Genomic DNA, 13,604 nt, shown 5'->3' with positions numbered 1-13,604 from the left:
TCAGCGCTCGAGGAGGAGTTCTGATGAACAAGCTCGTCGCAGGCATCGCCATCACGTCAGGCATGGTGCTCGGAGTCGCCGCCTGCTCCGGCAGCGATGGATCGGCCACCGCGGATCCCGGCGAGGTGTCGGGAGAGATCACCTACGCGCACTGGGACCCGAACCTGGAGCCGACGCTCGACGCGATCATCGAGGCGTTCCAGGAGGAGTACCCGGACGTGACGGTCACCCCGATCGTCCGGCCGTTCGCACAGTACTGGACCACCCTCCAGACCGAGGCGTCGTCGGACACCCTTCCCGACGTGTTCTGGATGGACATGGCGTACTTCGAGCTCTACGCGGCCAACGACCAGCTGGCTCCGATCGACGACCTGGTCGAGTCCGGCGCCATCGACCTGTCGAAGTACCCGGACCACCTCACCGAGTTCTTCCAGGTCGACGGGGCGCAGTACGCGGTTCCGAAGGACGTGGACACGAACGCCGTGTGGATCAACAAGGCGCTGTTCGAGCAGGCCGGGGTTCCACTCCCGTCGCCGGACTGGACCTACGACGACTTCCGGGCCACGTCCAAGGCCATCCACGACGCCCTGGGCGACCAGGGCATCTACGGCACCGCGTTCTATCCGGCCGGCCAGACGACCTACTGGAGCTCCGTCTTCGCCTACGGCGGCTCGGTGGTCACCGACGACGGCCAGAGCGGCTGGGAGGAGCCGGGAGGCGCCGAAGGCCTGCAGATCTGGGCCGACATCGTCGCGGACGGGTCGTCGCCGACGATGCAGCAGCTGTCGGAGACGTTGGCCGACCAGTGGTTCCTGAGCGGCAAGGCCGCGATGTTCCCCTCGGTCGGTGGCGCGAGCATCGCCCTGGTCGCGTCCTCGCCCAACGCCGCCGACTTCGTCGCGGTGCCGCTGCCCCAGGCCGAGCGCAAGGCGACCGTCAGCCACGCGTTGGCGAACGTCGTCAGCGCACAGTCGGACAACCTGGCCGCCGCGCAGGCGTTCCAGGCCTTCTTCGCCGGCGAGGAGGCCCAGCGGATCCAGGCGGAGAGCGGCATCATCCTCTCCGCCTACGAGGGGACGAGCGACGCGTTTGTCCAGAGCCACCCGGACCTCGGCCTGCAGACCTTCGTGGACGCGATCGACTACTCCTTCCCGTACCCCACCACGAGGAACTCAGAGGCGTGGTTCTCCGAGGAGGCGGTGATCGCCGGACAGGCGCTCGCGGGCGAGATCACCGCCGAGGAGGCGACTCGACAGCTGAGCGACCTGATCGACAGGGCGGTGGCGTCCGAATGAGCCTCACCACGCACGACCATCCGCCGGCCACGACCAGTACTGCGGCCGGCCGGGCGGGTGCGCCGAACGCCGGCGGCCGGCGCCGCCGGTCGGACTCGGGGTGGTGGCCGCTGCTGTTCGCCGGGCCGTTCTTCGCCGGCATCGTGGTCTTCTACTTGTTCCCCATCGTCCAGACCGCGTACTTCAGCCTCACCGACTGGGGACCGTTCGGGGGGACGACCTTCGTCGGCGCCGACAACTGGCGCTCGCTCCTCGACGACGACGAGTTCCTGCGCGCCCTGCTCAACACCGTCGTCTACGTCCTCGTGGTGCTGCTCGGCGTGCCCATCGCCGTCGGCCTCGCCGCGCTGCTGAACCGGCCGACGCTGCGCGGGACGATGGTGTACCGCACGATGTTCTTCCTGCCGTACCTGGCCATGCCGGTGGCCATCGCTCTGGTGTGGCGGCTCATGTTCAACGGCGACTACGGCGTGATCAACGCCTTTCTCGGGCTGTTCGGCATCGACGGGCCCTACTGGCTCTCGACGCAGGGATTCGCGCTCGTCGCCGTCGCCATCGTGGGCCTCTGGATGTCGGTGGGGTTCAACATCATCATCCTCTCGGCCGGCCTGCGCTCGATCCCGCCCGAGCTGTACGAGGCGGCGTCGCTCGACGGAGCCGGCCGGTGGGCGCAGTTCGTCCGCATCACTGTCCCGCTGCTGACCCCGTCCATCTTCTTCGTGCTCGTCATGAACGTGATCGGCGGCTTCCAGCTGTTCGACCTGATCTACGCCATCCTCGGCAACAGCCCGGTCATCGCGGACACCAAGTCGCTGGTCTACCTCTTCTACGACGAGTCGTTCGTGCAGAACAACCGCGGGTACGGAGCGGTGATCGCGTTCGTCATCCTGCTGATCATCGCGATCGTCACGGCGATCCAGTTCCGGCTGCAGCGGAGGTGGGTCCACTATGCCTGAGCTCGCTCCCACTCATGCGCGCCGGACCGGCCGGAACGGCTTCGCCCACCTCGTCCTGGTCATCGGCAGCATCGTGATGCTCTTCCCGTTCGCCTGGCAGATCGTCACCTCGCTCTCGACGAACGCCGAGGTGACGTCGATCCCGCCGAAGCTGTGGCCGTCGTCGTTGCACTTCGAGAACTACTCGGAGGTCTTCGCCGAGCTCTCGTTCGCCTCCCAGCTCACCGTCTCGGTGACCGTCACGGTCATCAGGGTGCTCGGGCATCTCGTGCTCGGAGCGCTGGCCGGCTACGCCTTCGCCCGGATGCGATTCCCGGGTCGTGGCGCGATGTTCGCGCTCGTGCTCGCCATCATGATGGTTCCGCCGCAGGTCTTCCTCATCTCGCAGTACCAGATCATCGAAGGGCTCGGCTGGCTGAACACCGTCGCGGGGATCGTGGCGCCGGGCATCTTCACGGCGTTCTCCGCCTTCCTCATGCGGCAGTTCTTCCTCGGGCTGCCCGACGAGCTGGAGGAGGCCGCGCGGCTCGACGGCGCGAACCCGTTCCAGGTCTTCTGGAAGGTGATGCTGCCGCTGGCCCGGCCCGGCCTGTCCGCCCTGGCCGTGGTCGGTGTGCTCGTGTCGTGGAACGACCTGCTCTGGCCGCTCATCGTTGCGACCGAACCGGGCACGCAGCCGCTGTCCGTCGGCCTCGCGACGCTGCAGGGGCAGTTCGTGACCGACTACCCCGTCCTGATGGCGGCGGCGCTGCTCGCGTGCGCCCCCATCCTGATCGTCTTCCTGGTCATGCAGCGCCGGGTGATCGACGGTCTCGCCGTGTCCGGCATGAAATGACGCCGACCCACTGGAGGAAAGAAGCATGACCGACCACCGAGCCGCCGCCGCCCTCGCCGGAATCCGGCGCCTCAGCGGCCTGCCCGCCGACCGCATCGACGTCACCGTCCGCCCGGCCGGCACGGCGGATGCCGACGCCTTCGAGGCGACGACGTCGGACGGCACGCTGCGGATCGACGCCACCACCCCGGGGGTCGCGCTGGCCGCGTACGCCCAGTTCGCGCGGCGCACCCGCGTCGGCAGCGTCTCGCGCTCCGGCGTCCGCCGGCCGGCCGAGCTGCCCGACGGGGCGAGCGTCGCCGCCTCGTCGCCCTACCAGCGGCGGGTCGCCTACAACCTCACCGTCGGCGGCTACACCACCCCGTTCTTCGGCTGGGACGAATGGGAGCAGGAGCTGGATCTGCTGGCCGCGAGCGGGATCAACGCTGCGCACGTCACCCTCGGCCAGGAGGCGGTCTGGCTGCAGGCGTTCCAGCAGTTCGGCTACACCGAGTCCGAGCTGCTGCGGTGGATCGTGCCGCCGTCGCACCAGGCCTGGCAGTGGCTGAACAACATCGAGCACTTCGGCAACGGCACCACCCGGGGGATCGTCGAGCGGCGGGTGGAGCTGGCCCGCCAGGTGTTCGCCCGCATGGCCGAGCTGGAGATCACCCCGATCCTGCCCGGCTTCAGCGGCACCGTCCCGCCGGGCTTCGCCGAGCGGAACGCCGGTGCGGCCATCGTCCCCCAGGGGCTGTGGTTCATCGACCTCGCCGGACCGCGCCGGCCCGACTGGCTGCGCACCGACACCGCGGAGTACGCGAAGACCGCGGAGGTCTTCTACCAGGTCCAGCGGGAGCTCTTCGGGCTCTCCGGCTGGTGGGCGGTCGACCTCCTGCACGAAGGCGGCAAGATCGGCGACACCACGCTGGCCGCCGCGGCCAAGGGCGTCGAGGACGCGATGCGCTCGGCCGACGCCGGCTACACGTGGGTGGTGCAGGGCTGGGGCGGGAACCCGCGGCCGGAGCTGCTCGACGCGCTCGACGCCAGTCGCCTGCTCGTCCTCGACCTGGTCGGCGAGCACTGGCGGACGATGAACGGCTACGACGGGACGCCGTGGGCGTACGGCATCCTGCCGAACTACGGCGGGCGCACCGGCCTCTACGGCGACCTCGAGGCGATCGCGGCGACGCCGTCGACGCTGTTCGGCGGGACCGAGGCGGTCGGCAACCTCGTCGGGCTCACCGACATGGCCGAGGGCGTCGCGAACAACCCCGTCGTCTGGGATCTCTTCCACGACCTCGCCTGGACGACGGCGCCGATCGGCCTCGACGCGTGGATCGAGGAGTGGATCGAGGCGCGCTACGGGCAGACGTCGGAGGCGGCCGCCGACGCCTGGCGGGTGCTGCGCGCGCACGCGTACGGCCCGTGGCGGATCGCCGAGACGGCGCCGACGCCGAAGGAGTCCGCCCTCGTCGCCGCCGGGGAGGCCGTCGACCTCGCCACCCTCGACGACGCGCGGCCGCCGGCCGTCTTCGGTGCGCCGCTGGAGGAGGCCGGCGACGGCTTCGACGCGTTCATGGTCTACGCCGGCACCGACTCCGTCGTGGCGGCCGTCCCGAGCCTCGGCGCGAACCAGGCCAGCATGGTGGGACCGCGAGTGCTCCCCTACCCGGCCGGCGCGCTGCGTCCCGCGCTGGCCGGGCTGATCGCGGCGGCCGAGGCCGGGCGCTCGCCGTCGCTCGACTACGACCTCGTCGACGTCGCGCGCCAGGTGCTCGCCGACCACGCCCGGCTCGTCCTCGCCCGGATCGGCGCGGCCCACGAGGCCGGGGACGTCGCCGCCTTCGACGCCGCGACCGCCACCTTCCTCGAGCTCGTCGACCTGCAGGACGCGACGCTGGACGCGCATCCGGCGTTCAGGCTCGAGACTTGGCTGGCCGGGGCCCGCGCCCTCGGCGCGACGGCGCGGGAACGGGCGGAGCTGGTCGAGTGGGGCAAGCGGCTGCTCACGTCGTGGGGCGCCCGGGAGTCGACCATGCTCACGGAGTACGGCAACCGGGACTGGTCCGGGCTCGTCGGCGGCTACTACCGGCAGCGCTGGGCGCTCTGGTTCGAACAGCTGCGCAACGCGCTCACCGGTGCGCCCACCACACCGGTCGACTGGTACGCCGTCACCGACGCCTGGGTGACCGCCGACGAGCCGCTCCTCGAGCGCCCCGTCGCGGACGTGCTGGAGCAGGCCCGGGCCGCGCTCACGTTCGTGACGAGCCGCCCCGACGGGACATGACGACGTTGTAGCGGAAGCGGCCGTTCACCGAGCCCGTCATCACCGAGTCGCGGATGACGCAGCTGAGACCGAGGGTGGCGGCCAGCGAGGTGAAGAAGGCCCGGTCGAGGTAGAGCTGCCGCAGCCCGCCCGTCGCCGCGTCCGCACCGTACGCCGCCCGGCGCGCCGCCTGGTGCTCTTCACGTCTGGCCAGGTCGTTGACGTCGAAAACGCCGACAGCGCGCCGGGCCTTGGCCGCCATCAGCACGACGACGTCCCGGGCGTACTCGGCGTCCGGGAAGTAGATGAAGACGCCGTTGCTGACGACGACGTCGTACCGCGGCAGCGGCCGCACCTCGCTCGCCTCGCGCACCTCGACGTCGCCGGAGTCGAGGACGCCGCGCGCGACGTCGACGAGCGCCGGCGCGTAGTCGGAGCCGCCGACCCCGGCGCAGAGCGGCTCCAGGGCGTGCAGCAGCGCGCCGGCGCCGCAGCCGACCTCGTAGACGGTGTCGTTCGCGCCGATCCCCAGCGAGGCGGCGATGTGGTCGCGCTGCCGGTCGAACTCGCCGAGGTCGAGCGCCGAGGTCAGCGAGTCGTAGCCGGACAGCGCGGCCAGCTCGGCCCTGCCGGGCACGACACGGCCGGACGCGGCGAAGCGCTCGCCCTTGCGCTGCCACACGTCGTACCAGGTACGCGCGCCGTTCATGCGCTCACCGGACAGCCGACGCGGTCCACCTGGCGCCGCTCGCGTCGCTCTCGTTTCGCCTGGCCGCGCGGGCCGGTCTTCGCCACGACCACCTCCTCAGCTACTAACACGGATAGTAGATGAGGAGGTGGCCGCGTCGTCAGGTGGTCCCGGCCAGTGCGACCGCAGATGATGTCGTACAGCCGTCGCGCGTGCTGCCGCAGCGGCCGGGCGGTCGGCTCCATGCCGAGGTCGCTCACCAGCGTGACCGGGTCACGCGACGACGCCGGCTCGCGGAACGGCCGATGCGAATCGCCTATGCTGAGGCCACCCGGTCGGCCTCGGCGCCGGCACGACGATGGTCCCGGCGTACCGATGAAACGTCGCCCAGATGACCCACGCACGCCAGACCGCACGACACGGTCGCTCGGTCCTCTCCCTTCGATTCCAGGTCCTCGACGATCGCCCGGACCGGCCCGTGGTCCAGGTCCTGATCGACGGCACGGACCCGTTCGCCGACACCGCCCCGGGGTGGCGCGGCTTCGACCCGGCGGACGTCCTCGGGCCCCGCTCTCCACTGCTGCCGGCTGACGGCATCGGACGACGCGTTGCGGTGTACCGGTGTTCGTGCGGGATCGCGGGGTGCGGCGTGATCGCTCCGGTCATCGTCGCGTCGCCGGACGGCACCGGCGTCTCGTGGATCGACTTCCGCGACTATGTGGGCGTCTTCATCGGTCCGGTCGAACCGTCCGCCGCTCAGCACGAGGGCACGCCGTGGGACCTGCCAGACCTGCACTTCGACCGGGAGCAGTACGTCGCGGAGGTCGAACGCGCCTCCTGGACGACTCATGGGAGACGCGCCGCTTCGCGGTGACTACTACCATGCCGCCCAGGCGATGAGGGGAGGCGGGATGCGGCCGTTCGGCGCACTGGAGGCGGCGATCATGAAGGTCGTCTGGTCCGCCGCGGAACCGATCACCATCCGCGAGATCAAGGAGCAGCTGCCCCAGCAGCCGGAGCGGGCCTACACGACCGTCCAGACGGTCGTCGACATCCTGTACCGCAAGGGCTGGCTCGGGCGGGCGCGCGACGGCAAGGCGCATCGGTACGTGCCCAGCCGGACGCGGGACGACTACACGGCCGCCCTGCTCGGGGCGGCGCTGACCACGACGACGGACCGCACCGGGGCGTTGCTTCGCTTGGTCGGGACGATGAACGACGCCGAGGTGGCGGCGCTGCGTGCGGCGCTCGACGCGGCCACGACGGACCGGGGGTCGCCGGCACCATGACGAGGCCTGCTCGTCGCCGGCGCCGCCGCCCACGTCGTCACCGCGGACGGGTGCGGACGGTGACGATCGCGGTGAGCACGAGGACGCCGACGACGGTCCAGATCGCGGCCGGCATCGCGTCGGTGTAGCCGTCGGCGCTGCCGGCCCGCAGGACGGCGCCGATGACGGCCGCGCCGAGCAGGGTGCCGACCTGGCGCAGGGTGCTGATCACGCCGGCGGCGGCGCCGGCCAGGGCGGGCGGGACGTCGCGCAGGGCGAGCGCGTTGGCGGGCGCGAACACGATGCCCGCGCCGACGCCGCAGAGGAGCATGCCCGGCAGCAGCCAGAGCACGTCGGTGTCGTCGCCGGACGCGGCGAGGAGCAGGAGAAGGCCCGCGGCGAACAGCGCGAGCCCGGGCGGGAAGACGAGTCGGGGGTCGACCCGGTCGGCGAGGCGGCCCATGACCGGCGAGATGAGCAGCGTCGCCACGGCCGGCGGCGCGAGGATCAGTCCCGCCTCGGCCGGCGTCAGGTCCCGCACCGACTGCAGGTAGAGCGTATAGATCAGCAGCAGCGCGACGGTGGCGAACAGGGCCGCCATCAGCACCGCGTTCATGAGGGTGAAGTTCCGCCGGCCGAACAGCTCGAACGGCACCAGCGGCGAGCCGGTCTGCCTCCTGCGCTGGTGCAGCGCGAACCCGGCCAGCAGGACGAGGCCCAGGACGCCGGCGTACCACTCCTTCTCGAGCAGGGCGAACACGGCGAGGAACAGGCCGCCGGTCGACAGCAGCATGCCGACGACGTCGAGGCCGGACGCGTGGTCCCGCCGTGGCGCCTGCCTGGGGATCAGCGCGTGCCCGGCCGCGAGCGCGATCAGCCCGAGCGGGAGGTTGAGCAGGAAGACCGACCGCCAGGTGAGTGTGTCGACCAGCAGCCCGCCCGCGGCCGGGCCGGCGACCGTCGCCAGCCCGGCGACCCCGCTCCACACGCCGAAGGCGAAGCCGCGCCGCTCGGCGGGGAACGTCGTCGTGATCAGCGTCAGCGTCTGCGGCATCAGCATCGCGGCGCCGGCGCCCTGCAGCCCGCGGGCCGCGATCAGCTGGACGGGGTCCTGCGCCAGGCCGCACCACGCGGACGCGACGGTGAACGTCGCCAGGCCGGCGAGGAACACCGTCCGCGGCGTGTACCGGTCACCGAGCCGGCCGAAGGTCAGCAGCAGCGCCGCGAAGACCAGCGTGTAGCCGTTCACCACCCACAGCGCCTGCGTCAGCGACGCGTCGAGCCGGTGCTGGATGTCCGGGAGCGCGATGGTGACGATGGTGGTGTCGAGCATCGTCATGAGGAAGGCCACGCACAGCGTGGCGAGCACCGGCCCCGACCGCTCGCGGGTCATGACACGTCGCAGTGGTGCACGATGGAGCAACAGCCTGTCATGAACGCACTATATTCATTAGAAGATACGTAAAGTCAATGGGGGTGGGTATGCCCGAGGAGCCCAAGAAACGCCGCTACGACTCGCTGCGACGCGAGACGCAGGCGCTGCAGACGCGGGCCGAGATCGCCCGGGCGGCGCGCCGGCTCTTCCTCGCGCAGGGCTGGGCCGCCACCACGGTCCGTGACGTCGCCCGCGAGGCCGGCGTCTCGGTGCCGACGGTCTACGCCGCCTACCAGAACAAGACCGGCCTCACCCGCGCGCTCGTCGACGCCGCCGGCCTCTCGGCCGATCCCGCGCAGCAGCTGGCGGAGCTGGAGGACCCCGCCGCCGACCCGGCGGACCAGCTCGCCGCCATGGCGTCCTTCGACCGCCGCCTCTACGAACGCGCCGGCGACATCATCGTCATGATCCGCGACGCCGGGCGCAGCGAGCCCGAGCTCGCCGCCCTCTACACCAACGGCCGCAAGGCCGCGGACCGCACCCGGCGGCAGGTGTTCGAGTCGTGGCCGCCGGGATCGCTGCGCGACGGCATCGACCTGCCCACCGCGGTCGACATCTACGCCGCCCTCTGCAACATCGACGCCTACACCACTCTCACCGACGAGCGCGGATGGACGCCCGGCCGGATCGAGCAGTGGTGGCGCGAAGCACTCCCCCGCGAACTGCTCGATCCCGGCCGGACGTCGCCACGCCGCTAGGCGTCGAGGCGGCGGCGCCACCGCCGCACCACCCCATCACCCAGGAGGACGATCACGCATGAGCCAGCACGACGCGGAAGCGGCGGTCATCGGCGTCGGGTCGATCGGCAGCATGGCGCTGTGGCGCCTGGCCGGCCGGGGCGTCACCGTCCACGGCTTCGACCAGTTCGGCGTGCCGCACGACCGCAGCGCGATGGGCGGCGAGACCCGCATGTTCCGCAGCACCAGCCCACGCGAGCCCGTCTACGTGCCGTTCGGCTCGGCCGCCCTGGCGCTGTGGCGCGAGCTGGAGGCGCAGACCGGCCGTGAGCTGCTGCGTCTCAACGGCGAGCTGGTGCTCGGCCCGGCGAACGCGGAGCACATCGTCAACGTCCTCGAGTCCGTCCGCGCCTACGGGCTCGAGCACGAGCTCCTCGACACCGGCGACGTCGCCGCGCGCTACCCGCAGCACCGGCTGTGGCCCGGCGACATCGGCATCCTCGACCCGAACGCGGGCTACCTGCGTCCCGAGCTGGCGGTCCTCTCGGCGGCTCAGCGGGCGCGCGAGCTCGGCGCCGTCGTCCACACGTACACACCGGTGCTGCGCGTCGAGATCGACGGCGACGGCGTCAGCGTCGTGACCGAGGACCGGACCTTCCGCTACGGCCGGGTCATCGTGGCCGGCGGGCCGTGGGTCGACCGCCTCGCCCCCCAGCTGGCCGGCAAGATCCAGGTCCGCCGGCCGATCCAGGTCTGGTACGCCGCCGACGATCCGGCCGCGTATACGCCTGAGCGGTTCCCCATCGCCTTGCGGCCCGAGGACGACGGCTTCTACGCCTTCCCGAGCCTGGACGGCGCCACGGTCAAGGTCGGCCCGACGGGCCCGTTCAAAGAGGTGGTCCCCGACCCCGACCTGCTCGAGCGGACGGTCGGCGTCGACGAGGTCAGGACGCTCGACGCCATCGTCGCGCGGTGCCTGCCGGGCCTGCACCCCGACCCCGTCCGCGTCTCGGCGCACATGGACGGCTACACGTCGGACAACCGGCCCATCGCGGGCTTCGCCGCCGGGACCGACCGCGTCGTACTGCTCGGCGGGTTCTCCGGGCTGGGCTTCAAGTACGCGCCCGCCTTCGGCGAGGCCGGCACGGAGCTGCTGCTGGACGGGTCGACGACGTTCGATCTCAAGCCGTTCGCGCCCGGCCGCGACCTCGCGGACTGGACGACCCCGCCGGCGTCCGGGTGAAGAACGAGGGCGCCAACCCACCCACACGCACAAGGACCGCTACATGGCGGCCGCCGTCGCGACGGCCCGCGCCAGCAGCAGCACGACGGTCATCGCCGCGTCCAGCGGCAACGCCGGCGCCTCGGCCGCGGCCTATGCGGCCCGGGCGGGGCTGCGCTGCATCGTCGTGACGACGTCGAGCCTGCCGCCGGTCATCCATGCCCAGATCCTCGCCGCCGGCGCCGGCGGCCACCCGTACGCCGTCGAGGGGTTGAAGAGCGTGGCGTACGAAGTGGCCCGCGACCTCGGCGACACCCTCGGCGCCGTCGTGGTGCCGACGTCGCGGGCCGACCTGCTGGCCGGGACCGGCAGCGACGTCGCGAACTGGCAGGGGCTGCAGGCGCTCTGGAACTCCGGCTCGGCCGCCGCCGTCGACGAGGCCGACTTCCTCGCCGAGCAGCGCCGCGCGGCCGCCCAGGGCCTCTTCCTCGAGGCGTCGTCCGCGGTGGCCCTCGCCGCCGCCCGGCGCCTCCCGTCCGACGGCGCCGTCGTCGCCATCGGCACCGCCTCCGGCATCAAGGACATCGACCTCGTCCTGCGCGAGGCTCCGCCACTGCACGTCATCGGCGAGAGCCTCGCGGAGCTGCGCGACCTCGTCAGGTCGTCGCCGTCCTGGGCGAACGCGGGCGGGAAGGGCGGCTAGATCTCGCGCTGGTAGCGGAGGAAGCGGACCTTCCGGCCCGAGGGCGCGACACCGGTGTCCTCGCCCATCTCGGTGAAGCCCGCTCTGGTGAGCACCCGCTGGGAGGCGGCGTTCCCGGTCGCGGTGCGCGCCGTGAGCCGGACGAGCCCGCTGCGGCCGGCGAACCGAGCGGCCAGGTCGAGGGCGGCCACGGCCACGCCGCCACCGCGCCGCTTCGGGTGCACCCAGAACCCGACCTCGGCCTCGCGGTCGGTGACGCCGAACAGCACGAGGCTCCCGGTGAACTCGTCGTGGACGTCGGCGATGGCGAGCACCGCCAGATCGCCGCGCTCCAGGCCGGGACGCGCCTCCCTGTCGATCATGGCGACGACCGAGTCGGGCGTGTACTGCGGCTCGGGCAGGTGCCCGTACGTCCGGACGTCCGGGTCGTCGGTGCCCTCGGCGAAGGCGGGAGCGTCGTCGGGGTGGAGCGCGCGCAGGCGAGCGCGGCCGGTCTGGAGCGGAAGCAGTGAGGCGTCGAGCATCGATCCACCCTACCGGGGCCCGGCCGGCTGGACGTCGGGGCGAACGCCCAGCCGGCCGGCGCGTCAGCGGACGGTGAAGCCGGCGTCGACCTTGAGGACCTCACCGGTGACGTAGCGCGCGTGGTCGGAGCTGATCCAGAGCACGGCGTCGGTGACGTCGCGCGGTTCGATCAGGCCGACCGGCAGCAGGTTCGACATGTTCGAGCCGCGGCCCTCCTGGTAGCGGACGCACTCGGCCATCGCCGGGTTGGTCGCCATCGTGGTGTCGGCCGCCGTCGGCGAGATCATGTTCGACCTGATGCCCTCCGGGGCCAACTCGATCGCGAGCGTCTTCATCAGCCCGACGACGCCGTGCTTGGCGGCGACGTAGTGGCCGGTGGCGGCGATGCCCTTGTGCGCCGACACCGACCCCACGAAGACGAGGTTGGCGCCGGCGCGGCCGAGCATGTGCGGGATCGCCGCCCGGGCCAGCGTCCACGAGCCGTAGAGGATGGTGTCGCTGCATTCCTTCCACGTCTCGGGCGACAGCTCCCAGGTGGACGGCGCGAAACTGAAGATCCCCGCGTTGGCGACGGCGACGTCGATGCCGCCGAGGCGGCCGGCGGCGTCGGCCAGCACTTCGGCGACCCGGCCGGCGTCGCGGACGTCGGCGGCGTAGCTGAGGACGGTGCCCGGCCCGGCCGCGTCGACCTCCGCGTGCGCCGCGGCGAGGTCGTCCTCGTTCGCGAGGGGGTACGGGACGGTGGTCAGCCCCGACGGCGCGTCCAGCAGGACGACGTGCGCGCCGTCGGCGGCGAACGCCTTCGCGTGGCTCAGGCCCTGGCCGCGGGCCGCCCCGCTGACCACCACGACCCAGCCGTCAGTGCTCAGTACCATGGCCCGACCGGCTCCCCGTCGCGCTCGACGACCTCGTGGTTGAAGCCCTGCAGCTGCAGGTGCCCGGCGTCCACCGGCAGCTCCACGCCGGTGATGTAGCGGGCCTCGTCCGACGCCAGCCAGACGATCGCGTCGGCGATCGCGCTCGGCGGCAGGCCGGGCCGGCCCGGCAGCAGGTGCCAGTGCTTCGTCGCCTCGATGTAGTCCTGGGTGGTGGCGTCGTCGCGGCCGAAGATCCACTTGCGGGTCTCCGGGTTCTCCCCCATCGCGGTGTGCACGACGCTGGGCAGGACGGCGTTGCAGCGGATGCCGTAGCGGCCCAGCTCGTAGGCGATGCTCTTCATCAGCCCGAGCACGCCGTGCTTGGACGCCGCGTAGTGGGCGAGGTCCTTGCCGGTCTCGTGGCCCATGACCGACGACGTGATGATGATCGCGCCGCTGGACCGCTCGATCATCCGCGGCGCGACCGCCCGGGCGCCGTGCCAGACGCCGGTGAGGTTGATGTCGAGCACGGTGTGCCACTGCTCCGCGGTCATCTCCCAGAACGGCACGAAGCTGTGCACGCCGGCGCTGGCGCAGAACACGTCGACGGCGCCGTACTCCTCGACGGTGGCGGCGACCGCGCGGTCCATGTCGTCCTGGGAACGGACGTCGCCGGCCAGCGTCAGGCAGGACGAGCCGAGCTCCTCCACCAGCCGCTTCGTCTCGGCGAGGTCGTCCTTCGTGCCCAGCGCGTACGGGACGGTGTCGACGTCGTGGCAGACGTCGACGACGGCGACCCGCGCGCCGAGTGACGCCGCCTTCAGGGCGATCGCGCGGCCCTGGCCGCGGGCTCCCCCGGTGATCAGGAAGGTCTTGCCGGACAGGCTCATCTCTC

At 72.0% G+C, this 13,604-nt stretch carries 14 protein-coding genes; 9 read left to right on the top strand and 5 right to left on the bottom strand.

Translation table 11 applies throughout. The features are described from left to right. The first annotated feature begins 23 nt into the window (after window positions 1–23). Genes BLU82_RS06540 through BLU82_RS06525 form a run of 4 tightly spaced genes read left to right on the top strand, consistent with a single transcriptional unit; the run spans window position 24 to window position 5,355 of the window. Window positions 24–1,295, top strand: a complete 1,272-nt coding sequence (locus BLU82_RS06540; protein ID WP_092617373.1) for a sugar ABC transporter substrate-binding protein — start codon at window positions 24–26, stop codon at window positions 1,293–1,295. Next, entirely contained in the window at window positions 1,292–2,251 is a 960-nt protein-coding gene (locus BLU82_RS06535; protein WP_092617370.1) for a carbohydrate ABC transporter permease, read from the top strand. The genes BLU82_RS06540 and BLU82_RS06535 overlap by 4 nt, the downstream gene beginning before the upstream one ends. After that, window positions 2,244–3,086 carry a carbohydrate ABC transporter permease gene (locus BLU82_RS06530; RefSeq protein WP_092617367.1) on the top strand — a complete coding sequence of 281 codons (843 nt, stop codon included), beginning with the start codon at window positions 2,244–2,246 and terminating at the stop codon, window positions 3,084–3,086. The genes BLU82_RS06535 and BLU82_RS06530 overlap by 8 nt, the downstream gene beginning before the upstream one ends. Window positions 3,087–3,111: 25 nt before the next feature. Beyond that, window positions 3,112–5,355, top strand: coding sequence for an alpha-N-acetylglucosaminidase (locus tag BLU82_RS06525; RefSeq protein ID WP_092617364.1), 2,244 nt, complete (start codon window positions 3,112–3,114; stop codon window positions 5,353–5,355). Here BLU82_RS06525 and BLU82_RS06520 read toward each other — a convergent pair. Beyond that, window positions 5,321–6,043, bottom strand: coding sequence for a trans-aconitate 2-methyltransferase (locus tag BLU82_RS06520; RefSeq protein WP_092617361.1), 723 nt, complete (start codon window positions 6,041–6,043; stop codon window positions 5,321–5,323). The two genes, BLU82_RS06525 and BLU82_RS06520, sit on opposite strands and share 35 nt — an antisense overlap. A gap of 628 nt (window positions 6,044–6,671) precedes the next feature. On the opposite strand from BLU82_RS06520, the gene BLU82_RS34040 reads away from it, so the two are divergent. Both BLU82_RS34040 and BLU82_RS06510 read left to right on the top strand, forming a co-directional pair. Beyond that, window positions 6,672–6,896, top strand: a complete 225-nt coding sequence (locus BLU82_RS34040) for a hypothetical protein (RefSeq protein ID WP_157740662.1) — start codon at window positions 6,672–6,674, stop codon at window positions 6,894–6,896. Window positions 6,897–6,933: 37 nt separating this feature from the next. Then, entirely contained in the window at window positions 6,934–7,311 is a 378-nt protein-coding gene (locus tag BLU82_RS06510) for a BlaI/MecI/CopY family transcriptional regulator (protein WP_092617355.1), read from the top strand. A 37-nt stretch (window positions 7,312–7,348) separates the two neighbouring features. Here BLU82_RS06510 and BLU82_RS06505 read toward each other — a convergent pair whose 3' ends face one another. Continuing rightward, window positions 7,349–8,683, bottom strand: a complete 1,335-nt coding sequence (locus BLU82_RS06505) for an MFS transporter (RefSeq protein WP_092617352.1) — start codon at window positions 8,681–8,683, stop codon at window positions 7,349–7,351. Window positions 8,684–8,772: 89 nt separating this feature from the next. Between BLU82_RS06505 and BLU82_RS06500 the strand changes: the two genes are divergently transcribed. The 3 genes from BLU82_RS06500 to BLU82_RS06490 are packed head-to-tail and all read left to right on the top strand — an operon-like array spanning window position 8,773 to window position 11,327. Next, the gene (locus tag BLU82_RS06500; RefSeq protein WP_092617349.1) at window positions 8,773–9,423 is read left to right on the top strand and encodes a TetR/AcrR family transcriptional regulator; all 651 of its coding nucleotides are present in this window, start codon (window positions 8,773–8,775) and stop codon (window positions 9,421–9,423) included. Window positions 9,424–9,481: 58 nt separating this feature from the next. Beyond that, complete coding sequence (gene solA, locus BLU82_RS06495; RefSeq protein ID WP_092617346.1) at window positions 9,482–10,645, top strand: N-methyl-L-tryptophan oxidase; 1,164 nt, start codon at window positions 9,482–9,484, stop codon at window positions 10,643–10,645. Beyond that, entirely contained in the window at window positions 10,581–11,327 is a 747-nt protein-coding gene (locus tag BLU82_RS06490; protein ID WP_255367115.1) for a pyridoxal-phosphate dependent enzyme, read from the top strand. Before solA ends, BLU82_RS06490 begins: the two co-directional genes overlap by 65 nt. Here the strand turns inward: BLU82_RS06490 and BLU82_RS06485 are convergent. The 3 genes from BLU82_RS06485 to BLU82_RS06475 all read right to left on the bottom strand — a co-directional run bounded on the left by BLU82_RS06485 (window position 11,324) and on the right by BLU82_RS06475 (window position 13,599). After that, window positions 11,324–11,851, bottom strand: coding sequence for a GNAT family N-acetyltransferase (locus tag BLU82_RS06485; protein ID WP_092617340.1), 528 nt, complete (start codon window positions 11,849–11,851; stop codon window positions 11,324–11,326). The genes BLU82_RS06490 and BLU82_RS06485 overlap by 4 nt on opposite strands. A 63-nt stretch (window positions 11,852–11,914) precedes the next feature. Beyond that, the gene (locus BLU82_RS06480) at window positions 11,915–12,727 is read right to left on the bottom strand and encodes an SDR family oxidoreductase (RefSeq protein ID WP_092617337.1); all 813 of its coding nucleotides are present in this window, start codon (window positions 12,725–12,727) and stop codon (window positions 11,915–11,917) included. Continuing rightward, window positions 12,718–13,599, bottom strand: a complete 882-nt coding sequence (locus BLU82_RS06475; RefSeq protein WP_092617334.1) for a mycofactocin-coupled SDR family oxidoreductase — start codon at window positions 13,597–13,599, stop codon at window positions 12,718–12,720. The genes BLU82_RS06480 and BLU82_RS06475 overlap by 10 nt, the downstream gene beginning before the upstream one ends. Window positions 13,600–13,604: the final 5 nt, after the last annotated feature.

Source organism: Jiangella sp. DSM 45060 (assembly GCF_900105175.1).
Classification (GTDB): domain Bacteria; phylum Actinomycetota; class Actinomycetes; order Jiangellales; family Jiangellaceae; genus Jiangella.
Note: the sequence above shows the minus strand (reverse complement) of the source record. Positions and strands in the feature narration are given on the sequence as shown.